This is a genomic window from Allobosea sp. Root670 (assembly GCF_001429415.1).
GTDB classification, from domain to species: domain Bacteria; phylum Pseudomonadota; class Alphaproteobacteria; order Rhizobiales; family Beijerinckiaceae; genus Allobosea; species Allobosea robiniae.
Window position 1 is genome coordinate 570,490 of sequence record NZ_LMJU01000017.1, and the last position, 23,928, is coordinate 594,417.

General features: G+C 66.5%; 25 protein-coding genes and 2 tRNA genes. 9 read left to right on the top strand and 18 right to left on the bottom strand.

The genetic code is table 11. From position 1 onward, the window contains the following. Positions 1–255 precede the first annotated feature (255 nt). Complete coding sequence (locus ASE61_RS20725) at positions 256–1,176, bottom strand: N-formylglutamate amidohydrolase (RefSeq protein ID WP_061970102.1); 921 nt, start codon at positions 1,174–1,176, stop codon at positions 256–258. A 221-nt stretch (positions 1,177–1,397) separates the two neighbouring features. Between ASE61_RS20725 and cpdR the strand changes: the two genes are divergently transcribed. Together cpdR and ASE61_RS20735 are read left to right on the top strand one after the other, a co-directional pair. Then, positions 1,398–1,757 (top strand): cell cycle two-component system response regulator CpdR, encoded by a 360-nt coding sequence (gene cpdR / locus ASE61_RS20730; protein ID WP_038363805.1) that lies wholly within the window; start codon positions 1,398–1,400, stop codon positions 1,755–1,757. Positions 1,758–1,924: 167 nt separating this feature from the next. Beyond that, positions 1,925–1,999: transfer RNA gene (locus ASE61_RS20735), tRNA-Val, on the top strand. Positions 2,000–2,162: 163 nt separating this feature from the next. Here ASE61_RS20735 and mnhG read toward each other — a convergent pair. Genes mnhG through ASE61_RS20765 form a run of 6 tightly spaced genes read right to left on the bottom strand, consistent with a single transcriptional unit; the run spans position 2,163 to position 8,199 of the window. After that, positions 2,163–2,570: a monovalent cation/H(+) antiporter subunit G gene (mnhG, locus tag ASE61_RS20740; protein WP_061970104.1), complete on the bottom strand. Its 408-nt coding sequence runs from the start codon at positions 2,568–2,570 to the stop codon at positions 2,163–2,165. Beyond that, a complete protein-coding gene (locus ASE61_RS20745; RefSeq protein ID WP_061970106.1) occupies positions 2,567–2,848 on the bottom strand; it encodes a K+/H+ antiporter subunit F in 282 nt (93 codons plus the stop codon). The genes mnhG and ASE61_RS20745 overlap by 4 nt, the downstream gene beginning before the upstream one ends. Further along, positions 2,845–3,330: a Na+/H+ antiporter subunit E gene (locus ASE61_RS20750; RefSeq protein ID WP_061970107.1), complete on the bottom strand. Its 486-nt coding sequence runs from the start codon at positions 3,328–3,330 to the stop codon at positions 2,845–2,847. The genes ASE61_RS20745 and ASE61_RS20750 overlap by 4 nt, the downstream gene beginning before the upstream one ends. Then, positions 3,327–4,961 carry a monovalent cation/H+ antiporter subunit D gene (locus ASE61_RS20755; protein WP_061970109.1) on the bottom strand — a complete coding sequence of 545 codons (1,635 nt, stop codon included), beginning with the start codon at positions 4,959–4,961 and terminating at the stop codon, positions 3,327–3,329. The genes ASE61_RS20750 and ASE61_RS20755 overlap by 4 nt, the downstream gene beginning before the upstream one ends. Further along, positions 4,961–5,302 carry a Na+/H+ antiporter subunit C gene (locus ASE61_RS20760; protein WP_061970111.1) on the bottom strand — a complete coding sequence of 114 codons (342 nt, stop codon included), beginning with the start codon at positions 5,300–5,302 and terminating at the stop codon, positions 4,961–4,963. Before ASE61_RS20760 ends, ASE61_RS20755 begins: the two co-directional genes overlap by 1 nt. Next, positions 5,293–8,199 (bottom strand): monovalent cation/H+ antiporter subunit A, encoded by a 2,907-nt coding sequence (locus ASE61_RS20765; protein WP_061970112.1) that lies wholly within the window; start codon positions 8,197–8,199, stop codon positions 5,293–5,295. Before ASE61_RS20765 ends, ASE61_RS20760 begins: the two co-directional genes overlap by 10 nt. Before the next feature lie 323 nt (positions 8,200–8,522). Between ASE61_RS20765 and ASE61_RS20770 the strand changes: the two genes are divergently transcribed. Continuing rightward, on the top strand, positions 8,523–9,341 hold the full coding sequence (locus ASE61_RS20770) for an aspartate dehydrogenase (protein WP_061970114.1): 819 nt from the start codon (positions 8,523–8,525) through the stop codon (positions 9,339–9,341). Between the two features lie 120 nt (positions 9,342–9,461). On the opposite strand, the gene ASE61_RS20775 is transcribed toward ASE61_RS20770, so the two are convergent. Next, positions 9,462–10,367: a LysR family transcriptional regulator gene (locus ASE61_RS20775; RefSeq protein ID WP_142113307.1), complete on the bottom strand. Its 906-nt coding sequence runs from the start codon at positions 10,365–10,367 to the stop codon at positions 9,462–9,464. An 88-nt stretch (positions 10,368–10,455) separates the two neighbouring features. On the opposite strand from ASE61_RS20775, the gene ASE61_RS20780 reads away from it, so the two are divergent. Both ASE61_RS20780 and ASE61_RS26650 read left to right on the top strand, forming a co-directional pair. Beyond that, positions 10,456–11,478 (top strand): bile acid:sodium symporter family protein, encoded by a 1,023-nt coding sequence (locus tag ASE61_RS20780; protein WP_061970115.1) that lies wholly within the window; start codon positions 10,456–10,458, stop codon positions 11,476–11,478. Between the two features lie 148 nt (positions 11,479–11,626). Beyond that, positions 11,627–11,839 carry a DUF2934 domain-containing protein gene (locus ASE61_RS26650; RefSeq protein WP_061970116.1) on the top strand — a complete coding sequence of 71 codons (213 nt, stop codon included), beginning with the start codon at positions 11,627–11,629 and terminating at the stop codon, positions 11,837–11,839. 78 nt (positions 11,840–11,917) lie between these two features. On the opposite strand, the gene ASE61_RS20790 is transcribed toward ASE61_RS26650, so the two are convergent. The 3 genes from ASE61_RS20790 to ASE61_RS20800 all read right to left on the bottom strand — a co-directional run bounded on the left by ASE61_RS20790 (position 11,918) and on the right by ASE61_RS20800 (position 12,884). After that, positions 11,918–12,199: a hypothetical protein gene (locus ASE61_RS20790; protein ID WP_061970117.1), complete on the bottom strand. Its 282-nt coding sequence runs from the start codon at positions 12,197–12,199 to the stop codon at positions 11,918–11,920. Between the two features lie 181 nt (positions 12,200–12,380). Then, on the bottom strand, positions 12,381–12,590 hold the full coding sequence (locus ASE61_RS20795; RefSeq protein WP_061970118.1) for a hypothetical protein: 210 nt from the start codon (positions 12,588–12,590) through the stop codon (positions 12,381–12,383). A 204-nt stretch (positions 12,591–12,794) separates the two neighbouring features. Further along, positions 12,795–12,884, bottom strand: a tRNA-Ser gene (locus ASE61_RS20800). Positions 12,885–13,179: 295 nt separating this feature from the next. Here ASE61_RS20800 and ASE61_RS20805 point away from each other — a divergent pair. The 3 genes from ASE61_RS20805 (at position 13,180) to ASE61_RS20815 (ending at position 15,079) form a co-directional block, all read left to right on the top strand. Further along, positions 13,180–13,869 carry a 50S ribosomal protein L21 gene (locus tag ASE61_RS20805; RefSeq protein WP_061970318.1) on the top strand — a complete coding sequence of 230 codons (690 nt, stop codon included), beginning with the start codon at positions 13,180–13,182 and terminating at the stop codon, positions 13,867–13,869. A 99-nt stretch (positions 13,870–13,968) separates the two neighbouring features. Continuing rightward, positions 13,969–14,235, top strand: a complete 267-nt coding sequence (rpmA, locus tag ASE61_RS20810; RefSeq protein WP_061970119.1) for a 50S ribosomal protein L27 — start codon at positions 13,969–13,971, stop codon at positions 14,233–14,235. 154 nt (positions 14,236–14,389) lie between these two features. Beyond that, a complete protein-coding gene (locus ASE61_RS20815; protein ID WP_082617588.1) occupies positions 14,390–15,079 on the top strand; it encodes a GNAT family N-acetyltransferase in 690 nt (229 codons plus the stop codon). 119 nt (positions 15,080–15,198) lie between these two features. On the opposite strand, the gene denD (ASE61_RS20820) is transcribed toward ASE61_RS20815, so the two are convergent. The 7 genes from denD (ASE61_RS20820) to ASE61_RS20850 all read right to left on the bottom strand — a co-directional run bounded on the left by denD (ASE61_RS20820) (position 15,199) and on the right by ASE61_RS20850 (position 22,485). Then, a complete protein-coding gene (denD, locus tag ASE61_RS20820; protein ID WP_061970120.1) occupies positions 15,199–16,179 on the bottom strand; it encodes a D-erythronate dehydrogenase in 981 nt (326 codons plus the stop codon). Positions 16,180–16,213: 34 nt separating this feature from the next. Further along, positions 16,214–17,200 carry a D-erythronate dehydrogenase gene (gene denD / locus ASE61_RS20825; protein ID WP_061970122.1) on the bottom strand — a complete coding sequence of 329 codons (987 nt, stop codon included), beginning with the start codon at positions 17,198–17,200 and terminating at the stop codon, positions 16,214–16,216. Between the two features lie 94 nt (positions 17,201–17,294). Continuing rightward, on the bottom strand, positions 17,295–18,041 hold the full coding sequence (locus tag ASE61_RS20830) for an SDR family oxidoreductase (protein WP_061970123.1): 747 nt from the start codon (positions 18,039–18,041) through the stop codon (positions 17,295–17,297). A gap of 14 nt (positions 18,042–18,055) precedes the next feature. Further along, positions 18,056–19,189 carry a GNAT family N-acetyltransferase gene (locus tag ASE61_RS26110; protein ID WP_082617589.1) on the bottom strand — a complete coding sequence of 378 codons (1,134 nt, stop codon included), beginning with the start codon at positions 19,187–19,189 and terminating at the stop codon, positions 18,056–18,058. Then, entirely contained in the window at positions 19,186–19,512 is a 327-nt protein-coding gene (locus ASE61_RS20840) for a hypothetical protein (RefSeq protein ID WP_061970125.1), read from the bottom strand. Before ASE61_RS20840 ends, ASE61_RS26110 begins: the two co-directional genes overlap by 4 nt. Beyond that, entirely contained in the window at positions 19,509–20,348 is an 840-nt protein-coding gene (locus ASE61_RS20845) for an isocitrate lyase/PEP mutase family protein (RefSeq protein ID WP_061970127.1), read from the bottom strand. The genes ASE61_RS20840 and ASE61_RS20845 overlap by 4 nt, the downstream gene beginning before the upstream one ends. A gap of 316 nt (positions 20,349–20,664) precedes the next feature. Then, positions 20,665–22,485 carry an IlvD/Edd family dehydratase gene (locus ASE61_RS20850; protein WP_061970128.1) on the bottom strand — a complete coding sequence of 607 codons (1,821 nt, stop codon included), beginning with the start codon at positions 22,483–22,485 and terminating at the stop codon, positions 20,665–20,667. Between the two features lie 257 nt (positions 22,486–22,742). On the opposite strand from ASE61_RS20850, the gene ASE61_RS20855 reads away from it, so the two are divergent. After that, on the top strand, positions 22,743–23,927 hold the full coding sequence (locus ASE61_RS20855) for a pyridoxal phosphate-dependent aminotransferase (RefSeq protein ID WP_061970130.1): 1,185 nt from the start codon (positions 22,743–22,745) through the stop codon (positions 23,925–23,927). Position 23,928: the final 1 nt, after the last annotated feature.

Genomic DNA, 23,928 nt, shown 5'->3' on the forward strand with positions numbered 1-23,928 from the left:
CTCAGACGAGGCCGGATGCGGAAATATCCAGGAAACCTCGCCTTTTCGTCTCGGTATCATGCGCTCATCGCATGACACCTGTGATTCCGCTGATTTTACTTGCGTTTTGCAGCGCACCCTCATATTGTGCACTGCGAAGGGGAGATGACCTCAAACCTTCATTGCCCTCCTTGGGCGTTTCCTCCCTAGACTTGGGCCGCCACGCAAGTGTGCGGCCCTTTTTTCTTGGAAAGCCCCCCGCTTCACCAGCTGCCGCTATTCGGCTGCCTCGCGCCATTCGTCGAGCCAGCCGCTCCAGCGCGCGAAGCAATCGGCCATCACCGCCGCCATTGCCTGCTCGACCGCGCCGAAGCCGGCATGCGGCTCCAGCGTCGCCTCGTTCATGTAGAGCGCCCGGTTCACCTCGATCTGCAAAGCATGCACGCCCGCAGCGGGCGCCCCGTAATGCTCGGTGATGAAACCGCCGGCATAGGGCCGGTTGCGGGTGACGCTGAAGCCCAGCCGCGTGAAGGCCTGCTCGGCGATGTCGATGATGTAGCCGGCCGCGCTGGTGCCGAAGCGGTCGCCGAGGATGATGTCCGATTTCGCCAGCCCGTCACGGTCGAGCCCGGCCGAGGGCATCGAATGCGCATCGACCAGGATGCAGGTGCCGAACACGCCTTGGGTACGCTGGACGAGGCTGCGCAGGCCCGCATGATAGGGCCGGTAGAGCTCTTCGATCCGGGCGAGCCCCTCCTGGACCGGAATCCGCCCGAAATAGATCTCCTGCCCGTCGCCGACGATCCGGGGGACGGTGCCAAGGCCTCCCGCCACGCGCATCGAACGCGTATTGGCGAAGGGCGGCACCCGGCCCTCGAACATGCGCGGATCGAGCTCGTAGGGCTCGCGGTTCACATCGAGATAGGCGCGCGGGAACTCGGCCACCAGCAACGGCGCGCCGAGCGAGACGCTCTGCGCGAACAGCCGGTCGACATAGGCGTCCTCGGAGCGACGCAGGCTGCGCAAGGGCAGGCGCGCCGCCTCGACGAAGCGGCGGGGATAGCAGCGCCCGGCATGCGGCACGTCGACGACCACCGGCACGACCTGGAGAGCCGGCTGGTACAGGCTGAACGGCCGCTCGATCTCGGCGACGACATCGTCCGGCGCGGGCGGGAAAGGGGCTGAGGACAGGCTCATCGCAAATGACTGAAGCACACAAACCTGAACGGTTGAAGCGATGTCGCGAAACCCTGGAAAATCCGTGCTGGATTCACGCGTTGTTTACCATGATGTTGCCTTATGAAAGGACATGGTTCCAACTGTGCGGCCGGGTGATTACCCAACCGTTCCAGGCCCGGCCTCGGCCGGGCGCCAGACGCTAGACGAACTCAGGCCTCAGGGACGAACAGATCAGGCCCATGACGAAGATACTGCTCGCGGAAGACGATAACGATATGCGTCGCTTCCTGGTCAAGGCCCTGCAGAACGCAGGCTACGACGTCGCCTCCTTCGATAACGGCCTGTCGGCTTATAACCGCCTGCGCGAGGAGCCGTTCGAGCTCCTGCTGACGGATATCGTCATGCCGGAGATGGATGGAATCGAGCTGGCGCGCCGCGCCACCGAGCTCGATCCCGACATCAAGGTGATGTTCATCACCGGCTTCGCCGCCGTGGCGCTCAACCCCGATTCGCAGACGCCGAAGGATGCGAAGGTGCTCTCCAAGCCCTTCCACCTGCGCGAGCTCGTCAACGAGGTCGAGAAGCTGCTGGCCGCCTGAAAGGCCGTTCGGCATCGCACGAATGTGGATGCCGACAGCCCCTGTAGAATTTATGCGGCAAACGCCTTGCCACCCGCGAAGCGAGCCGCTATAGCCCCCCTCACTCGCAGCGTGATCGCGGTCAACACGGCCCGGACACGCTTCCGGAAGCTGCTTTCAGCGGCGACGGGCGCGTAGCTCAGCGGGAGAGCACTACGTTGACATCGTAGGGGTCACAGGTTCGATCCCTGTCGCGCCCACCATTTTCCCTCAGTGTCTGCTGGGGATTACGGCCTCCCTCCCGGGAGGCCGTTTTCGTTTGGGGCCGCGAATGGGGCCGTGACAGCGCACAAGGCCCCGGCACGCGGTCTCCCGGGCAAGTAAGTCATATGAGAGCTTGTCGCCTGTTGCCCGCGTAGAGCGCGTTCATCCGCGCGGCTGCTCGTCTCCCGATTCCGGCGCTGCGGCGTTCACGCTGCGGCGCCGCAACATGGTTCGCGGGGGGACATTTGCATCGTCCTCGACCCGATCCCGGTAAAGCGCCGCGCGAGCGAGCAGCATGAGCGTGACCGGCGTCGTGATGGTGACGAAGACGCCGATCATGATCTCGTGCACGATCGGCCGCGATCCCAGTGCCGAGAAGCAGACGACCGACGCAAGCAGGATCGCCCCGGTCCCCCAGCTCGTGCCGAGCGTCGGCGCATGAACCCGCTCGAAGAAGCTGCCGAAGCGCAAGGTTCCGATCGCGCCGACCAGGGTCAGTGCGGCGCCCAGGAGGACCAGGACGGCCGTCAACAGGGCTGCCCAGGCGGGCAGGTTCTCGGCCGGGGTCATTCGATCACCTCGCCGCGCATGAGGAATTTGGCGAGCGCGATGCTCGAGACGAAGCCGAGCACGCTGATGATCAGGGCCGCCTCGAAATAGATCGCGCTGCCGGTGCGGATGCCGATCGTCAGGATCAGCAGCATGGCGCAGACATACATGGCGTCGAGGCAAAGCACCCGGTCCTGCGCGCGCGGCCCCCGGATGACCCTGTAGGCGTAGCACGCCATGGCGGCGACGAGCATCGCCTGCGCGGCCATGACCGACCACAGGAGAATTGCGGCGGTCATTCGAATATCTCCATGAGCAGCGCCTCATAGCGATTCTTGATCAGGGAGACCCAGTCGGCCCCGTCGACGAGGTCGAGCACATGGATCAGAAGCACGCCGGTATCCGGGGCGTACTCGACCCAGGCCGTCCCCGGCGTGCTGGTGACGATGCATGACAGCAGAGCCAGGCCGGTCTTGTCGCGCAGGTCGAGCGGTATGGCGACGAAGCCCGCGACCCGGCCGCGACGGTCCCCACCGATGATGATCCTGGCAACGTCGATGTTCGACTGGAGGATGTCCAGCACCACGATGCCCAGAAGCTTGGGAAGGAGCTGCCAGCGCCTCAGTCTGGGCTTGGATGGCTGCAGCGCCGCCATCGCGTGGGAGGCTCCGATCGCGACCGCGGCACCGACGAGGAGCTGCCCGGTCGAGAAGGAGGTGAGCAGCAGCCACATCAGCAGCAGCGCCGCGGTCAGGAGTGGATAGGGCAGCGCGCGGCTCATCGGGACACGCCCGGCGGGTGCCCCGCCCCCAATACGCTCTGAATATAGCTCGACGGGGCATGCAGCGCCTGCGCCGCGGCGTCGGTATAGCTGAGCACCGCGCCGCCCTGGACCGCAAGGACCATGCAGAGCGCCAGCAGCGCGACGATCGGCGCGACCTCCACCACGAGCACGCGCGGAATGATGACCTCGAGCGGCGCCCAGAATATCCGGATGCCGCTGCGCATCATGGCAACAAGCGCCGCCAGGCCGGACAGGATGACCAGCGCGACCAAGAGCCAGATGCGCCCTGGAATCGCGGCCGGAGCTCCCAACCCGTCCGGGTTCAGCATCCCCGTCAGCATCGCGAACTTGGCGATGAACCCCGATAGCGGCGGCAGGCCCGCGAGCAGAAGCGCGGCACATCCGAACGAGATGCCCAGGATGGCGAGCGCTCCCGGCATGGCCACGCCGACCTCCTCATCCTCGTGTTCCTCGCCCTTGTCGCTCTCGTCGCCATACGCCTCCATGGTGACGGCCAGCAGGTCCGCCGCCGGCTCGCGTGCCCGCTCCACCAGTTCGATCAGCATGAAGAGGGCAGCCACGCTGAGGGTCGAGCTGACCAGGTAGAACAGGGCTCCGGACACGACCCTGGCATCGCCGATGCCGACGGCCGCGAGCAAGGTCCCCGAGGAGATCAGCACGCTGTAGCCGGCGAGCCTGCCCATCGCCTGGGACGCGAGCAGCCCGAATGTCGCAAAGGCGATCGTGCCCATGCCGCCCCACAGCAGGACCATGCCGCCGAAGCCCGCAATATCACCGGTCTCGGGGCCGAAGAGCAGGAGCGTGAGGCGCAGCAGCACATAGGTGCCGACCTTGGTCAGCACGACGAAGATCGCGGCAACGGGGGCGGCTGCCGCCATATAGGCGGAAGGAAGCCAGAAGCAGAGCGGCCACAGCCCGGCCTTGACCAGGAAGGCGGTGCCGAGGATCGCGACGCCGGCGCGCAGCAGCGCCTGGTCCTCGGCCGGCACGTTCGGCAGGCGGACGGCGAGATCGGCCATGTTCAGCGTTCCGGCGGTCCCGTAGATCAGGCTGACGCCGATGAGGAAGAGCAACGATGCGGCCAGGTTGATCGCGATGTAGTGGAGCCCGGCGCGAACCCGGAAGGCGCCGGAACCATGCAGCAGCAGCCCGTAGGACGCTGCCAGCGTGACCTCGAAGAAGACGAAGAGGTTGAACAGGTCCCCGGTCAGGAACGCGCCGCCGAGCCCCATGAGCAGGAACTGCAGGAGCGTGTGGAAATGCGGCCCCGCCCGGTCCCAGCGCGCCGTCGAGAACACGAGGGCGGCCACCGCCAGCACGGCCGTGAGGGTGAGCATCAACGCCGACAGCCGGTCGAGCACCAGCACGATGGCGAAGGGCGCGGGCCAGTTGGCGACGGCGTAGGACGAGGACAGGGCAGCGCTTCCGCCGGGAACTCCGTCTGCCAGGCGCATCAGGGCGATCGCCGTCACGAGTAGCAGCAAGGTCGATGCCAGGCTGAGCAGCGCCTTCAGCGTGTGGCGCAGCTCGTCGATCAACAGCAGGGCGGCCCCCGTGATCAGCGGAAGCAGGATCGGGACGATGAGAAGGTGCCTCGTCCACTCCATCAGCTCGGCTCCCTCCCATCGACATGGTCGTTGCGCGTCAGCCCGCGGGCGACGAGCAGCACGACCAGAAGGAGAGCGGTCGTGGCGAAGCCGATCACGATCGCCGTGAGCACGAGCGCCTGCGGAATCGGGTCGGCATAATCCGCCGGATTCCCCGCGCCGCCGGATTCCAGCACGGGAGCGGCTCCGACGCGCAGCCGGCCCATGCTGAAGATGAAGAGGTTCACCGCATAGGAGAGCAGCGACAGGCCGATGACGAGCTGATAGGTGCGCGGACGCAGGACCAGCCAGACACCCGATCCGGTGAGAACGCCGATGGCGATTGCAAGCGTCAGTTCCATCGCCGGCGCTCCTCCTCGAGACGGGCGGCCGCGCGCAGGCGGCGGACGGATTGGTGGGCGATGGCGATCAGCATCAGCACCGTAGCCCCGACCACGAGGCTGAAGACGCCGAGATCGAACAGGGTCGCACTCGCCATGGGAACCTTCCCGACGAGCGGCAGCTCGACATACCGGAAATACGAGGTGAGGAAGGCATCTCCCAGCAGCATCGAGGCCGCCCCGGTGAACGCGGCCAGAAGCAGGCCGCCGCCGATCCAGACGACCGGAAGGATGCGCAGCCTGTCCTCGACCCAGACCGTGCCCGCAGCCATGTATTGCAGGATGAAGCCTGCCGCCATGGCGACGCCGGCCACGAAGCCCCCTCCCGGGGCGTCATGCCCCCGCAGGAAGAGATTGGCGGCCAGGACGATGACGACCGGGAACATCCACTGCATGATCACGGATGGCAGGTAGAGGTATTCGGCCTTGGTCGCTCCGGCCTCCACCTCCGGCTCGGCCTCGTCAAAGGACCACTGGATGCGCTGCTGTTCGGGCCGCTCGATATTGTCCGGCGCGGGGCGGAAACGCCGCAGCAGCGCGAAGACGGTCAGCGCGACGATGCCCAGGACCGTGATCTCGCCCAGCGTGTCGAAACCGCGGAAATCGACGAGAATGACGTTGACGACGTTGCGGCCGCCGCCTTCGCTATAGGCCTTCTCGACGAAGAATTTCGAGATCGTGTCGGGTGGCGTGCGCGTCATCACCGCATAGGAGACCGCCGTCATTCCCAGGCCCGCAACGACGGCGATCGTGAGGTCCCGGAAGCGGCGCAGCCGCGGCAGCCAGCCGCTCGGTTCCGGCACGTCCTGCAGCCGCTTGGGCAGCCACCGCAGGCCGAGCAGGATGAGCACGGTCGTCACGATCTCGACGACGAGCTGGGTCGCGGCAAGGTCCGGCGCGGAAAGCCAGACGAAGGTCACGCAGGTCACGAGCCCCGTGCCGCCAAGCAGGGCGAGTGCCGCGAGGCGGTGGAACTTGGCCTGATAGGCGGCGGCGACGGCGCAGATCATCCCGACGCACCAAAGGCCCGTGAAGGCGAGATCCGTCGTGCCGTTGCCGAAGGCCCCGAAGGAGAGGCCCGAAGCGAGCAGCGGGACGGTGCCGGCGGCCACTGCGGCCGCCACCAGCAGGCGCATCTGCGGCTGAAGGCGCCTGGTGCCGAAGATGTCCTCGACCAGCGGCGCTGCGCGCCACGAAATCGCGACCATCACCCGCTCGAAGATGCGTTGCCCCTGGATCCGGCCAAGAAGCGGCGGACGTTCGGAACGCTCGAGGTAATTGCCGACGCCGAGATACAGGAGCGCGCCGGCCGCCAGCGCGAGCACGCTCATCGCCATCGGAAGGTTGAAGCCGTGCCAGACCGCCAGGCTGTATTGCGGCGTGGCGGCACCCAGCACGGACGAAACGGCGACGTGGAGGAACGAGCCGATGGTCAGGGCCGGGATCATGCCGACGACGAGGCAGGCGATGACCAGGAACATCACCGGGAACCGCATCCAGAACGGCGGCTCGTGGGGCTCGCGGGGAAAGCTTTCGGGGGGCGCTCCCAGGAAGATCGAATGGATCAGCCGCAGGGAATAGGCGACGGCGAGCGCGCTGCCGAGCACGGCCGCGTAGGGAGCGGCGGTGTCCAGCCATGAATCGGCGTGGGTCTCCACGGCTTCCGCGAAGAACATCTCCTTCGAGATGAAGCCGTTCAGCAGTGGAACGCCCGCCATCGCGGCACTTGCCACCATGGCGAGCGTGCCCGTGATCGGCATGTAGCGGAACAGGCCCGAGAGCCGCCGCAGGTCGCGCGTGCCCGTCTCGTGGTCGATGATCCCGGCCGCCATGAACAGCGACGCCTTGAAGGTCGCATGGTTGAGCATGTGGAAAATCGCCGCCACGGCCGCGAGCGGGCTCCCGAGGCTGAGCAGCAGCGTGATCAGGCCCAGATGGCTGATCGTCGAATAGGCCAGGAGTCCCTTCAGGTCATGCTGGAACATGGCGAGGTAGGCGCCGAGCACGAACGACGCCATGCCCGCGATGCCCAGGATCATGAACCATTCGGGCGTGCCGGAGAGCACCGGCCACAGCCGCGCCATCAGGAACACGCCAGCCTTCACCATGGTGGCCGAATGCAGGAACGCCGAGACGGGCGTCGGCGCCGCCATGGCGTTGGGTAGCCAGAAATGGAAGGGAAACTGCGCGCTTTTCGTGAGCGCGCCGAGGAGGATCAGCACAAGCGCCGGGACGTAGAGCTGATGCGAACGGATCAGGTCGCCTGACCGCAGGACGTCGTCGAGGTCGTAGCTGCCGACGATATGGCCGACGATCAGCACGCCGCCCAGCAAAGCGAGGCCGCCCATGCCGGTTATGGTCATGGCCATGCGGGCGCCGTCGCGCGCTGGCTGGGTATGGTGCCAGTAGCCGATCAGCAGGAATGAGAAGATGCTGGTCAGTTCCCAGAACACGACCAGAAGGATCAGGTTTCCCGAGAGGATGACCCCCAGCATCGATCCCGTGAAGGCCAGGAAGAACATATAGAAGCGACGGACCGGATCCTCGGCCGACATGTAATATCGGGCATAGATAACGACCAGAAGCCCGATGCCGCTGACGAGCATCGCGAAAATCCAGGCGAAACCGTCCATCCTCAGGGTGAAGTCAAGCCCGAGGGACGGTATCCAGTCGATCTGAACCCGGACGGCATCTCCGCCGCTGACATCAGGATAAAGCGCCCCGGTCACGACGAGGCAGGCCAGCATGGTAACCCCGGTAATCCAGGTCGCCGGCTCGCGGGAAACCCCCGGGAATAGGACCACGGCCAGGCTGCCGACGAAGGGTAGAACGAGGATCAGCAGTAGCGGGGAAGGCATCGTTCTCCTTTGGCTGCGAGGCGTCGTCCGTTCTTAGGCCATCGATCGTGATCCGCCAACGGCGAGCGGCCGGTCATACGGTCGCGCGCTTTCTCTCGCGCTGACGACGGCAGACGAAGCCGGCATGCGCCCCTCACCCGGCCTCGCTCGGCGCGAGCTGGCGTACGAAGCGGCGCAGCAGCCCCTCGAAAACCGAGAGCGCCGGCGAGGCCGCGCACGCAGGCGCCAGCGCCCTTGATCTGTGCGGGCCGCCATTTCAGCATGCTGGAAGGCCTGAACGGCGGCCCCCTGCCCGATCTCGCCTTGCAAACGGCGGAAGGCTCATGACGATGCAACCTCGCAAACCGCTCCGTCTCGCCCTGATCGGCTGGGGCGCCATCAACCGCCGTGTCGCGGAGTTGCTGGCGGAGCGAAGCAGCGGCGACATCACCATCGCCGCTGTCGCCGTCCGCAACCCCGCCGCAGCCGGCGACATCCCAGCCAGAGCGAAGCTTATCACGGAGCCGGATGAACTCGCCGGCCTGGATCTCGATCTCGTCGTCGAAGCCGCCGGGCGTGAGGCTGTCGGCATCTGGGGTAAGGCGGCGCTCGTGCACGCTCCGGCTTTCGCCGTCGCCTCGACCAGCGCCTTCTGCGACGACGCCCTGCTCGCTCGCCTGATCGCCGCCGCCGAAAGCCGCGGCAGCCAGCTCCTGATCCCGCCGGGCGCCCTCGCCGGCATCGACGGCATCGCCGCTGCCTCCCTGCTGCCGCTCGACGAGGTCATCCACCGCATCGTCAAGCCGCCGGTCGCCTGGCGCGGGACCTCGGCCGAAAGCCTGCTCGGGCTCGACGGGATCACCGAGGCGACCGCCTTCTTCTCCGGCACCGCCCGCGAGGCCGCCTCGCGCTTTCCGCAGAACGCCAATGTCGCGGTGATCTCGGCGCTCGCCGGCATCGGGCTCGACCGCACCCGCGTCGAGCTTGTCGCCGACCCTGCAGCAGGCGGCAACGGCCACCAGCTCAGCGCGCGCGGCGCCTTCGGCAAGCTCGACATCACCATCGAGAACCGCCCGCTCGCCACGAACCCGAAATCCTCGGAGATGACGGCGCTGGGGCTGGTCCGGCTGATCGAGAACCGCGTGCGCACCTTGGTGCGCTGAACCTCCAGCGTCATTCCGCGCGGCGTCGAGGACAGCGGATAGGCGCGCGAAGGTGGCGCCGAGGGTCTCGCCCACTACATGACCGTGAAGACGCTCCCCCACAGGATGGCGATCTGAAGCCTAACCGCGCCTGACACGCCGCGACGCTTCCGGCAGGAGGCGCTCCGCGCTCGCCAGGATGCTGTCGGCAAGCGCCCGCGCCGCCGCCTGATGCGACTGCCCGCCGATCACGACGAATTCGATCGTCCCCAGCGGCGGCAGCGCGTCACGCGGCTCGACCTCGGCGAGCCCCTGCGGAATCAGGCGGGCCGAATGGGCGGTGATGCCGAGCCCCGCCACCGTCGCCGCGCGCAGACCCGCGAGGCTGCCGCTGGTACAGGCGACGCGCCAGGCGCGGCCCGCTCGTTCCAGCGTCTCGATGGCATGAACGCGCGTGATGCTCGGCGGCGGATAGAGCACGAGCGGCACCACCGGCTGCTCGGCCAGTCCCGTGCCCGGCCGGCCGGCCCAGACCAGCCGTTCCTGCCAGGCGACCTCGCCGCGCGCGTCGCCCTTGCGGCGCTTGGCGAAGATCAGGTCGAGATCGCCCGCGTCATATTGCTCGTAGAGCAACCCGCTGAGGCCCACCGTCAGCTCCAGATCGACCGCGTGATGCTGCATGGCGAAGGCGGCGAGAATCTCCGGCAATGCCGTATAGGCGAAATCCTCGGAGACCCCGAGCCTGAGACGCCCCCGCAGGGTGGAGCCAGCGAGATGACGCTCGATCCGCTGTCCCGCCTCGAGCGCCTGCCGCGCGAAGGGCAGGATCGCATCCCCGTCCGGCGTCGGCCGCACCTCGTGGGTGTCGCGCGCGAGCAGGCGCCGCCCGAGCCGCTTTTCCAGCCGCGCGACATGCTGGCTGACGGAGGACTGGCGCAGGCCGAGCTGGCGCGCCGCTTCGGTGAAGCTCAACGTCTCGCAGACCTTTAGGAAGCTCTGCAGCAGGACCGGATCGAGCGGCTTCGGATCGGGGCGGATGTTCATCATGATTCATGATATCCGATATCGCCGCCAGTCCAGATCAAAATGAACGTGAAAGAGTTTAGAAGGCGCCATCTCATCACAAGGACCGCAGATGCTCCGCCGCACCCTCGCCCGCTTCGGCATCGATCCTTATCTGATCGCCTTGATGGCCACTGTCGCGGTCGCGGCCGTGTTCCCCGCCCATGGCACTGGGGCCGAGATCGCCAGTGACGCCGTGTCCGTCGCGGTCGCCCTCCTCTTCTTCCTCTATGGCGCAAGGCTGTCGCCGCTGGCGGTCTGGGAAGGCCTGCTGCACTGGCGCCTGCAATCGCTGGTCTTCGCGAGCACCTATCTGCTCTTCCCGCTGCTCGGCCTGCTGCTCACGCGCATCTTCGGCGGCTTCCTGCCGTCCGAACTGATCGCCGGCCTGATCTTCGTCTGCATCCTGCCCTCGACCGTGCAGTCCTCGATCGCCTTCACCTCGATCGCGCGCGGCAATGTCGCGGCGGCGCTGTGCAGTGCCTCGGTCTCCAACCTCTTCGGGATGGTGCTGACGCCGCTGCTCGTCGTCCTCCTGCTCAATTCGAAAGGCGGCGGCTTCAGCACGCGTGCCGTCGAGAGCATCGCCCTGCAACTCCTGCTGCCCTTCCTGGTCGGGCAGTTGCTGCGCCGCTGGATCGGCCCCTTCCTGCAGCGCCACAAGGCGCCGATCTCGCTGGTCGATCGCGGCTCGATCCTGCTCGTCGTCTACGCCGCCTTCAGCGAGGGCATGGTCGCCGGCATCTGGTCGCAGGTCACGCTCGCCGATCTCGGACTCGTCATCATCATCGACGTCGCTCTGCTCGCCGCAGTGCTGGCGATCACGACCTTCGTCAGCCGCCGCCTCGGCTTCTCCAAGGAGGACGAGATCGCCATCGTCTTCTGCGGCTCGAAGAAGAGCATGGCGAGCGGCATCCCGATGGCGAACATTCTGTTCCCCGGCGAGGCGCTCGGCCTGATCGTGCTGCCGCTGATGCTGTTCCACCAGGCACAGCTCTTCGCCTGCGCCGTTCTGGCCCAGCGTTATGCCCGCCGTCCCGTTCAAGCAAAAACCGAAACGCCCGGCGAAGCGGATCTGGCGACCGCAAAGACCTGAACATGCCGCCCGCGCCGGGCTGGATCTTTCATCGCGCGCGGGAACAACCCGGCCGACCCGCGGTTGTTCCCCTGCACGGCAAGGCCGTCATCCTCTCCGAAACCAGAGTTCCCCGATGCGCATCGGGGAGCGATCATGGAGGCGAGACATGAAGCAGGACGACAAGACCCAGCACGAGATTCGGAAGATCGCCTACGGGCTCTGGATCAAGGACGGACAGCCCGAGGGCCGCGACCGCGAGCATTGGGAAGCCGCCAAGGAGATCTGGGCCTTCCGCAGCCATAACCACGTCCTCGACGACACCGACGATTCCGGCGCGGGCACGGCGAAGAAGCGTCGGCAGACATCCGACGCGGCCTGAGCAGCAGGCCCGCTCGTCATGAACGGGCTGAAAAGAGAATGAGCAGCGAGGCAGGCGCCGTCATCCGGCGCCTCGGCCTCAGGGGCAGATATACCCGCTTGCGTCGGGCTGGCAGCGTGCGCCCGTCGGCAACACCAGCGCCCCTCGCTCGCGCTTCACGTAATCGCCGTTCGGCAGAGTGAAGCCGCCGGTATGATCCGGCGAGACGCGTGTGCCGTCCGGCAGAACCAGCTGCCCGCCGTCGCGGACGATGCGCTTGGCGGAAGGAGCCGCAGTCTGCTGGACAGGCTGGGGCCGGGAGGAGACACAGCCGGCGGCCAGAACGGCAACCAGGCTGGCGGCAATCGAGATCCTGATCATGTGTCCATCTTTGCCGCGCCTGAGGGCAGCGTGCAACCCTGCTTACGAATTTGCGACGAACCAACAGTTCAGGCTGCACGCGGGATCGGCAGCGGTTCAAAGGGAGGCCGAAGACGTCTGCCGATTCGTTGCCGGCTACAGCAACGGATCGACACTTCACATCCGAAAGGCCGCCCGCGATCTAGCCGGCTTCGCCTGTGCGCTCTTGCGAAACCGTTGCCGACTGGCGTTCGGCGGTACGATCGAGGCATTCCGCCATCTGGGCGGTACCCCAGCCGAATTTCGAGCACTCCGCCGTGCCCACGGTGTAATCCCGCGTCGGATGCTGGGATTGAGGCGTGCTGTTGCAGCCGGTGAGAGCCAGGGTGATAATGGCAAGCGCCAATCGCATCGGGGGCCTCCTTGCTGTGGGAGCCGCGATTAAGGCGCAACCTGGCCGGTCAGTTCAACCCCGTTCCGTGCCGGTAGCTGTATCCAGCGAGCCGCAAGCCCGCCTCGCACACCGACTCTGCGGACCGCGTGGGAATGAAGAGCGCGAGCTTGACGTCGCCGGGTGGCGCTTCTCGTTCCAGATCAGCGCAATGAATTGAGAGAATGGCGGACAGGGAGGGATTTGAACCCCCGATACCCTTGCAGGTATGCCGCATTTCGAGTGCGGTGCATTCAACCACTCTGCCACCTGTCCGCGGTCGCCTTCGGTCGAAGCGAGGCGGTTACTACACAAGCCGCGTCCGGGGAGCAAGCCTCCTGCGCAGGAGAAATCCACTCTTCCCCGCCGCTTTCGCTTGACCTGCTCCGGCCTTGCGACTATCGAGCACCGTCCGGCGCGGGGAAACTCGCGCCCGATCTCTTTTGGCATGTGCGCTGCGTCGCATGTCGCAAGAGCAAGCCAGACCACGCAATCGACTGCCAAAAAGCCGTCCCGCAGGCGCTCCCACCGGAAGCGCCGTGACAGGACGGGGCCGAACATGGAGGACAAAATGTTCGCAGTCATCAAGACCGGCGGGAAGCAGTTCCGCGTCGCCGCCAACGACAAGATCACCGCCGCCAAGATCGAAGGCAACCCGGGCGACACCGTCGCTTTCGGCTCCGTGCTGATGCTCACCGAGGGTGAGAAGACCACGCTCGACGCCAAGGCCCTCTCCGACATCACCGTCGTCGGTGAAATCGTCGAGCAGGCTCGTGGCGAGAAGGTCATCGCCTTCAAGAAGCGCCGCCGCCAGAATTCGAAGCGCAAGCGCGGCTTCCGCGCCGAGCTGACCGTCATCCGCATCACCGACATCCTCACCGGCGGCAAGAAGCCGGAGATGAAGAAGGGCGATGCCTCCGCTGTGGCGCTGAAGGCCGCTTCGACCGCGACCAAGGGCAAGGCCGCTCCGAAGGCCGCCAAGGCTGCTGCGGCGGCCGAGGGCCTCGACGCCTCGAACCTCTCGCTGATCTCGGGCGTCGGCCCGACCATCGAGAAGAAGCTGCGCGCCGCCGGCATCACCTCGTGGAACGACATCGCCGCCTGGACCGAGGCCGACATCGCCAAGTGGGACGAGGAGCTCAAGCTGCGTGGCCGCGCCACCCGCGAGGAGTGGGTCGAGCAGGCCAAGGAGCTGCTCGCCGGCAAGCCGCCGCGCGCCAAGGCCGACCAGGCCGAACTGGCTTCGGGCGAGGACTACTGACGGCATCCGTCAGCGCAGATTGATCGTCGGACCCGAACCGGCTGGCTTTCGCCGCCGATTCGGGTTACAGAGACAGCACAAGTTTTGAGGTAGGGCGTTATGGCTCATAAAAAGGCAGGCGGTTCGTCCCGCAACGGTCGCGACTCCGAAGGCAGGCGCCTCGGCGTCAAGAAGTTCGGCGACCAGGCCGTGATTCCGGGCAACATCATTATCCGTCAGCGCGGCACCAAGTGGCATGCCGGCGCCAATGTCGGCATGGGCAAAGACCATACCCTCTTTGCGACGGCGAATGGCCGAGTCCGATTCACGACGAAACTCGGCCGAGCTTTCGTGAACGTAGTTCCGGCCCAAGAGGCCGCAGAGTAAAAGGCGGATAGGGAATTCTCTCGATCCGCCGGTTCCATCGAACCGAACGGATCAAGGGTTAAAAGACCCAATACGGGTCTCCCGAAGGTCAGCGAAGGGGAGATGGGACCAAAGTCCCAGCTCCCTTTTTCGTTTGCGCCGACGGAGAGACGATATGTTCCCCGAACTGACCCGCGACGATGTCTTCCGGCTCGAGACCCGGCGTCTCTGGCTGCGTTGGCCCCGCATGGCCGATGCCAATGCCATCCTGCGCCTTGCCGGTGAAAAGGCGGTGGCCGAGATGACGGCATCGATCCCCCATCCCTACCCGCCCCAGGCGGTGGAGCCCTTCATCTTCGCGATGCGCAAGGGCAACGCGCTGGGCGAGCATCTCGCGCTGGCCATTACCCCGCGGTCGAAGCCCAACGAGTTGATCGGCATGATCAGCGCGCACAGGCAGGCGACGGGCGTGCCCTTCATCGGCTACTGGCTCGGCACCCCGCACTGGGGCAAGGGCTGCGCGACCGAGGCCGTGCAGGGCCTGATCGACAGCCTGTTCTCGCTGATCGACCTGCCCGCGATCGAGGCCGATACCCGCGTCATCAACCCGGCCTCGCGGCGGGTGCTGGAGAAGTCCGGCTTCCGGTCGGAGGGCTCGTTCCTGAAGTCGCTGCCGGCGCGCGGCGGGCTGTTCCCCTGCGAGCAGTTCCGGCTCGACCGCTCGACCTGGGCGGCGCTCAAGAGCTGGAGCGCCAGCGGCTGGGCTCATGCGCCTGAACTGGAACCGGAGCCGGCGCGCGGTGCGCCCGCGCTCGGCATGCCTCCTCGCCGCCAGCAGGAACAGGCCGAGCCCTGCCCGGCCTGAAGATCTGCAACCGTCATGCTCGCCCTTGTGGCGAGCATCCACGTCTTGAACGCGGACTTGACCGAGGAAGACGTGGATGGTCGGGACAAGCCCGACCATGACGGAAGTGCAGTTTCGTCTTACTTCACGAAGGTCCCGTGCAGCTCGTCGTCGATATGCACGCGGATGATCTCCTCGAAATTCGCCTCCGACCTGAAGCCGAGCGCCAGAGCGCGCTGCGGATCGAAATTGCGCGGCCAGCCGGCGACGATCCCGTCGATCACCGGGTCCGTCACGCGCTTGATGCGCTTGACCACGTTCTCGCCGGCGACCTTGCGCAGCGTCTCGATCTGCTCGGCGACCGTGCAGGAATAACCCGGCATCGTCAGGGCGCGGCGCGGGCCGATCGCGGCCGTATCCATCGTCGCCGCGTGGATCAGGAAGCCGACCGCCGAGCGTGGCGAGGCATGCCAGTGGCGGACCTGATCGGAGACCGGCAGCACCGCCTCCTCGCCGTTCAGCGGCTCGCGGATGATGTTGGAGAAGAAGCCCGAGGCCGCCTTGTTCGGCTTGCCCGGCCGCACGCAGATCGTCGGCAGGCGGATGCCCACGCCGTCGAAGAAGCCGCGCCGCGAATAGTCGCAGAGCAGGAGCTCGCCGATCGCCTTCTGCGTGCCGTAGCTGGTCAATGGCGTGGTGAAGAACTCGTCCTCGATCTTGTCGTGGAAGGGTGCACCGAACACGGCGACCGAGGAGGTGAAGACCAGGCGCGGGGTATAGCCCTCGGCATGGCGGATCGCCTCGAAGAGATAGCGCGTGCCATCGAGATTGATCCGGTAGCCCTTGTCGAAATCGGCCTCGGCCTCGCCCGAGACCACCGCCGCGAGATGGATGATCACCTCGGGCCGCGTCGCGATCAGCTTCTCGGATTCGCCGTGGATCGAGAGATCGGAGACCACCGCCTCGAAATCGAAGGGCGCGGCCGGCGGCGGCGAGGCGACGACGACGTCCTGCGCCGTCACGCGGGTCACCGGCTTGCCGCCGAGCTGGCCGTCACGCGCCAGCCGCTCGATGAACTTGCGCCCGACCATGCCGGCGCCGCCGAGAACGAGAATATGCATCGGATCTGTCCTGAAGGTTTGCTCTGAGGTTTCGTCAGTTCGGGAGATGGCCGCCGAGATCGTCGGCGATATGGACGCGAATGATCTCGTCGAAATCACGCTCGGCGGTGAAGCCCAAAGCCAGCGCGCGCTTCGCGTCGAAGCGCGTCGGCCAGCCCGCGACAATCGCCGCCGAGGCCGGATCGGGCGCGCGCTTGATCAACTTCACTGCCTTGTCGCCGGCAATGCGGCGGAGCGCCTCGATCTGCTCGCCGACCGTGACACAGACGCCGGGCATGGTCAGGTTGACCCGCGGGCCAAGCTCATCGCGCGAGAGGCCGGCGGCATGGATCAGGAAACCGACGGCGGAACGCGGACTCGCATGGGTGAAGAGCACCTCGTCGCTGACCGGCAGCAACGCCTCCTGCCCCTGCAGCGGCTCGCGGATGATGCCGGAGAAGAAGCCGCCGGCCGAGGCATTGGGCTTGCCCGGCCTGACCACGATCGAGGGGAAGCGGATGCCGATGCCCTCGACGAAGCCGCGTCGCGAATAGTCGGCCAGCAGCAATTCGCCGATCGCCTTCTGCGTGCCGTAGCTGGTCAATGGCGTGACGTGGAACTCGTCGGAGATCGACGCGGGGAACGGCGCGCCGAAAATGCCGCTCGAACTGGTGAAGACGAGCTTGGGGGCATAGGCAGCGCCGCCCTCATGCCGGATCGCCTCCAGCAGGTTGTGCATGCCGTCGAGATTGACGCGGTAGCCCTTGTCGAAATCGCGCTCGGCCTCGCCGGAGATGATCGCGGCCAGATGGAAGATCAGGTCCGGCCGCAGCGCCGCCAATTCCCTGGCGACAGCGGCATCGCCGGCATCCTCGACGCGGATCGTCGCGCGATCGGCAAGCTCGGCCGGCAGCGCGGGCGCCACCACATCGGTCAGCGTCAGCCTGTCGATCGCCTGGCCGGCGCACTGGCCCTCGCGCGCCAGACGCTCCGCCAGCCTGCGGCCGACCATGCCGGCCGCACCCGTGATCAGGACATGCATGACGTCTCCCTATCCGGTTCGCATCGCGGGCTGCTCTTCGCGGCAACCCGTCAGGGGAACGGAGGGCGACGGCCGCCCTCCGTCCGAAAGCGCTTCAGAGGGCGAAGCCGCCATCCGCCAGATGGATCTGGCCGGTGGTGTAGCTCGACTCGTCCGCTGCGAGGTAGACGGCGAGCGCAGCGATCTCCTCGGCCGTGCCGAGCCGGCCCATCGGCTGGCGATCGATGAAGGCCTGCCGGGCGGCGGCCTCGGTCGTCTTCGTCGCCTGGGCGAGATCCTTGATGCGCTGGTCGAGCGAGGGCGACTGGATCGTGCCCGGGCAGATCGCGTTCGCGCGCACGCCCTTCTTGATGTAGTCGGCCGCGACCGCCTTGGTCAGGCCGATCACCGCCGCCTTGGTCGCGCCATAGGCGTAGCGGTTCGGGATGCCGCGCACCGAGCCGGCGCCGGACGCGATATTGACGATGGAGCCGGAGCCCTTGGCCAGCATGCCCGGCAGGAAGGCCTGGATCGTGCGGTGCATCGACTTGACGTTGAGGTCGAAGGAGAAGTCCCAAGCCTTGTCGTCGGTGTCGAGAACCGTGCCGTGATGGACGAAGCCGGCGGCGTTGACGAGGATGTCGACGGGGCCAACCTTCTCGGCAAAGGCATTGACCGCCTTGGACGAAAGCACGTCGAGCTTGCGCTTCTTCGCCTTCGGAATGCCCTCCAGCAGGGCGACATCCTTGTCGGTCGCCCAGACGGTGGCGCCCTCGGCGACGAAAGCCTCGGCGATGGCCCGGCCGATCCCCTGCCCCGCGGCGGTGACGACCGCGACCTTGCCCTTCAAACGTCCTGCCATACCCGTGTCCTCTTTCAACCGGCTTTTGCAAAGGTCTTGCGCATATGGGTCAGCCGCCGGTCGGCCATGTCCTCATGATGCGTGATGGAAAAGCCCAGCCGCTCGTACCAGCCGATGCGCTGGGTCAGCTTGGCATGGGTGTAGAGATGGACCGAAGCATAGCCGAGCGCCTGCGCCCGCTCGTCGGCGAAGCCCATCAGCGCGGCGCCCAGCTTGCGGCCCGCCGCTTCCGGCGCGACGGCCACGCTCCAGATCGTGAAATCCTCCGGCTCGATGTCGAGCACCAGCGCGGCTTCGAGCTTGCCGGCATCCTCCGCGAGCCAGACCTCGTGCTCGGCGACGACCTGCGCATAATCGGCGATGCGGGGCAGCGAGGGCACGCCGATGATGCTCTCGTTCGGCGTATAGGCAGCGTTCTTGAGCGCGAGGATCGCCGGGATATCGGCCAGCCCGGCCCGGCGCAGCGTGACAGTTCCCGCATGGCCTCCGATCTGGTTGAAGGCACCGAGCGCGAGCTTCTGCTGGCCCTGCGCGTCGAAATTCGACGGCGCCAGCCAGCGACGGAACGCCTGGGCCCGCACCGGCCATTCCCCGTCGAGCATCGAGAACCAGGCGGTGTCGCGATTGGCGCCCTTCACCACCATGTGCTGGCGGAACAACCCCTCATACTGGAAGCCGAAGCGCAAAGCGGCCCGCTTGGAGGGTTCGTTCAGGTTGTTGCACTTCCACTCGTAGCGGCGGTAGCCGAGCGAGAAGCCGTAATCGCCGACGAGATAGATCGCCTCGGTCGCCGCCCGCGTCCGCTGCAGCGCCGGGGAATAGGTGATCGAGCCGACCTCGAACACGCCATGCTCGGGCCGGATCTCCATGATCCAGAGATGGCCCTTGGCCTTGCCGTCGGCCTTGTCGATCACGGCGAGTGGTACGATGCCGGCCTTGGCCACCATCGAGTCGAGCAGCGCGCGGTATGCGTCCTTGTCCTTCGGCGGCGGGGCCGAGAGCCAGTCCCAGACGCTGTCGCGCCCGACATCGGCGGCCCAGATGTCGTCGATATGCCTGCTGACATCGAGCGGTTCGAGCCGGCAATACTGGCCTTCCAGAACCTTGGCCGGCGGGAACGGGGGGGGCGTCCAATGAAGCGTCGTCATGATGCTTCCTTCCCCTTCCAGCCGGCGAGGTCGAGCCGGATCTCCCAGCCCGCTCCGAGTTCTCCCGCAATGGCATGGGCGAGCGCTGCGCCCTCCGCTTCCCAGGCCAGCCGCTCGACCGCGTCGCTGAAATCGGAAGCCGCCGGTTGATCCTCGTCATAGATCGCGTCGAAGGCATCCATCCAGGCTTCGAGCCGGTCCGCAACCGCCTCGGAGAGCCCGACATCCTCGGCGTCGACCGCTCGACGCTTGCCCTTGGCGTCGATCTGCCAGAGGCCGCTGAGGCCAAGCCATTCCGGCGCGATCAGCAGCGTGCCGCTCATGAGCGCTCCGCGAGGTCTTTGGTGAAGAACGGATTCAGGGGCGCCGAGGCGCCGTTGCCGGCGAAGCCCTTGAAGCTGCCCTCCTCCGCGATCAGCCGCGTCGCCTCGATGAAGGCGGCCCAGGCCGCCCGCGCCAGCGCCCCGCCGATCGAGATGCGCCGCGTGCCGGTCGCCGCGATTTCAGGCACGGAAAGCCCGAAATCGCCGTAGATCAGCGTGTTCACGGGCTTGCCGCCGGCCGCAGCGACGATGGCTCCGATATCGGCCGTGGTCTTCGGGCCGGGCGCATAGAGCACATCGGCACCCGCCGCGGCATAGGCTTCGATCCGCCGCACCGATTCCTTCAGCGGCTCGGCATGGCCGGTCAGGAAGCATTCGGCGCGCGCCGTCAGCACGACGCCGGAGCCGGTCTCGTCGATCGCCTTGCGCGCCGCCTTGATCCGCTCGACCGCGAGTTCGAACGGGTAGAGCGGCTCGTCCTGGCGCCCGGTCGCATCCTCGATCGACAAGCCCGCGACGCCGGTCGCGACGCAGAGCTTGACGTTGGCGGCGACGCCGTCCGGCGTATCGGCATAGCCGTTCTCGAAATCGGCATTGACCGGCAGGTCGGGCACCGCCTTCACGATCTCGGCGATGTGGGCCAGCATCATGTCGCGCGGCACGTCCTGGTCGGCGCGCCCCTGCGTGAAGGCATAGCCGGCGCTCGTCGTCGCCAGCGCCTTGAAGCCCTGCCCGCGCAGCCAGCGGGCCGAGCCGAGATCCCAGGGATTGGGCATCACGAAGCAGCCGGCCTCGTGGAGCTTGCGGAAGGCTTCGACCTGCGGGCTCTGTGCCATGGTTTAAATCGTTTCAAATGGAGGCGGAACGAACGACTGCCATAGTGTCGAGGGTCGTATCGTTTGTCAGCCCCGAAGGCTGCGCGTCGCGCAGCGAACGCCGATGCGCGAGCGGAATGGCGTGGGTGGCGACGGCAACGGGAAAGCGCCAGTGCCGCGTGTCATCCCGCACGCGCCGCGGCGCGAAGTGCCGCTGCGCAGATGCGGGATCGTACGAAGCAAAGGCGCCTTTATCGGGCGACGATCCCGTGTCTGCGCCGCGGCATTACATGCCGCAGCGCGCACGGGATGACACCCTTTCAAACGCGACATCCCCTCAGTGGTTGTCGCGCGGAATGCCGAACTTCTTGTGAATCTTCTGGTACTTGACCGCCGGCTTGAGGACCATGCCCTCGGAGAGCTCGTCGACGATCTTGCGCTGGATCTCCTGCCAGGGCGTCTGGCTCTTCGGATACTTGTAGCCGCCCGAAGCCTTGAACGCCGCCTTGCGCTGCGCCAGCTCGTCATCCGAGATCAGGATGTTGGCGGTGCGCTTCTTGAGGTCGATGCGGACCTTGTCGCCCATCTTGAGCAGCGCGAGCCCGCCGCCGGTCGCCGCTTCCGGCGAGGCGTTGAGGATCGAGGGCGAACCCGAAGTTCCGGACTGGCGCCCGTCACCGACGCAGGCGAGCGCCGTGATGCCCTTCTTGATCAGGTAATCCGGCGGCCGCATGTTCACGACCTCGGCCGCGCCCGGATACCCGATCGGCCCGACGCCGCGGATGAACAGGATGCAGTGCTCGTCGATGGCGAGCGCCGGATCATCGATGCGGTGGTGATAGTCCTCCGGCCCGTCGAAGACGATGGCGCGGCCTTCGAAGGCCATCGGATCCCCAGGGTTCTCCAGATAGCGCTTGCGGAATTCCGGCGTGATCACGCTGGTCTTCATGATCGCGGAATCGAACAGATTGCCGGAGAGGTTGAGGAAGCCCGACTGGGCCTTCATCGGCTGGTCGTAGCTCTTGATCACCTCGCGGGCGATCGAGAAGGCGCCCTTGCAGTTCTCTTCCAGCGTCTTGCCGTTGGCGGTGATCGCGGGCTTGAGCTTGCCCTTCTCGATCAGCTCCGCGATCACGGCAGGCAGGCCGCCGGCGCGGTAGTAATCCTCGCCGAGATATTCGCCGGCCGGCTGCAGGTTGACCAGCAGCGGGATATCGTAGCCGATCTTGGTCCAGTCCTCGTTGTCGAGCTTGACGCCGATATGCTTGGCGATGGCGTTGACATGGACCGGCGCGTTGGTCGAACCGCCGATCGCCGAATTGATGACGATGGTGTTCTCGAACGCCTCGCGCGTCAGGATCTTCGAGGGGATCAGGTTCTCCCAGACCATTTCGACGATGCGCTTGCCGGTGAGATAGGCCATCTCGTAGCGGTCGCGATAAGGCGCGGGGATCGCGGCGGCGCCGGGCAGCGTCATGCCCATGGCCTCGGCCAGCGAGTTCATCGTCGAGGCCGTGCCCATCGTGTTGCAATGGCCGGCGGAAGGTGCCGACGAGGCAACGAGGTCGACGAAGCCCTTATAGTCGATCTCGCCGGCCGCCATCATCTGGCGCGCCTTCCAGACGATCGTGCCGGAGCCGGTGCGCTCGCCGCGGAAGGAGCCGTTCAGCATCGGCCCACCCGGCAGCGCGATCGCCGGGATATCGACCGTCGCGGCCGCCATGATCTGGGCCGGGGTGGTCTTGTCGCAGCCCGTCGTCAGCACGACGCCGTCGAGCGGATAGCCGTAGAGGATCTCCACCAGCGAGAGATATTGCAGGTTGCGGTCGAGCGCCGCGGTCGGCCGCTTGCAGGTTTCCTGGATCGGATGGATCGGGAACTCGAAGGGCACGCCGCCCATCTCGCGGATGCCGTCGCGGACGCGCGAGGCGAGTTCGATATGATGCCGGTTGCAGGGCGCGATGTCCGAGCCGGTCTGGGCGATGCCGATGATCGGCCGACCCGATTGCAGTTCTTCCCGCGACAAGCCGAAATTCATCGTGCGCTCGATATAGAGCGCGGTCATGTCGGCGTTGTCGGGATTGTCGAACCATGCCTTCGAGCGCAACTGCTCGGGCTTGATGCGCCGAACGGATTTCTTGCCGGGTGCCTTGGCCATCCTCGTTTCCTCTCGTTCGGCGCGGCGCTGGCGGCCGCTTGCCGATCTCACATTCAAACGATTTGAGACTAGCCATCATGCCCATCGCCTGCGGCTCGGCAAGGCCCAATCTGGCTGATAGTCATACTATTTAATCATGCTGTATGCAGCATGCAACAATCCTGCGATGCGTCGCCCACGCTTGCCAGCCGCGCCGGTTTGGCGCCAAGAAATGCCGAAGCCGGCCTTCACGCCAACGCTGCCCGAGGAAACGCGCCATGACCCTCCACGTCGTCCCCTCCTTCTCCCGCATCGGCGAGGAGAACGCCTTCGCCGTGCTGGCCCGCGCCACCGAGTTGCAGCGCCAGGGCAAGGACATCATCAATCTCGGCATCGGCCAGCCGGATTTTTCGACGCCCGACCATATTGTCGAAGCCGCGGTGAAGGCGCTGCGCGACGGTCATCACGGCTACACCCCCGCCAACGGCATCCTGCCCCTGCGCGAGGCGGTCGCCGCCGACCTGCACAAGCGCTTCGCGGTCGAGGTCTCGCCCGAGAGCGTGATGATCGTGCCCGGCGGCAAGGTCACCATGTTCATGGCGATCCTGATGTTCGGCGAGCCCGGCGCCGAGATCCTCTATCCGGACCCCGGTTTCCCGATCTATCGCTCGATGATCGAGTATACCGGCGCGACGCCGATCCCGGTGCCGATCCGCGAGGAGAACGGCTTCGCCTTCTCGGCCGAGGAGACGCTGGCGCTGATCACGCCGAAGACCCGGCTGCTGATCATCAACTCGCCGGCCAACCCGACCGGCGGCGTCACGCCCAAGGCCGAGATCGACAAGCTCGTCGCCGGCTTGGCGGCGTTTCCCGATGTCGCGATCATGTCCGACGAGATCTACGACCAGATGGTCTATGACGGCGAGAAGCATGTCTGCCTTCTCAGCTATCCGGAAATCCGCGACCGGCTGATCCTGCTCAATGGCTGGTCCAAGACCTATGCGATGACCGGCTGGCGCCTCGGCTATTCGGTCTGGCCGAAGCCCCTGCTCGACAATGCCCGCAAGCTCGCGGTGAACTCGCATTCCTGCGTCAACGCCCCCGCGCAATGGGCCGGCCTCGCCGCGCTGACCGGCCCGCAGGACGCGGTCCACATGATGCTGGCGGAGTTCGACCGGCGCCGGAAGGCGGTGGTCAAGGGCCTGAACGGCCTGCCCGGCGTCTCCTGCATCGAGCCCAGGGGCGCGTTCTACGCCTTCCCGAACGTCTCGCAGACCGGCTGGAAGGCCAAGAAACTGGCTTCGGCCCTGCTGGAGGAGACCGGCGTCGCCACCATCGGCGGCCCCGATTTCGGCGTCCATGGCGAGGGCTATATCCGCCTCTCCTATGCCAACTCGCTGGAGAACATCGAGAAGGCGCTGGAGCGGATGAAGACCTTCCTCAGCACGGCGAAGGCGGCCTGAC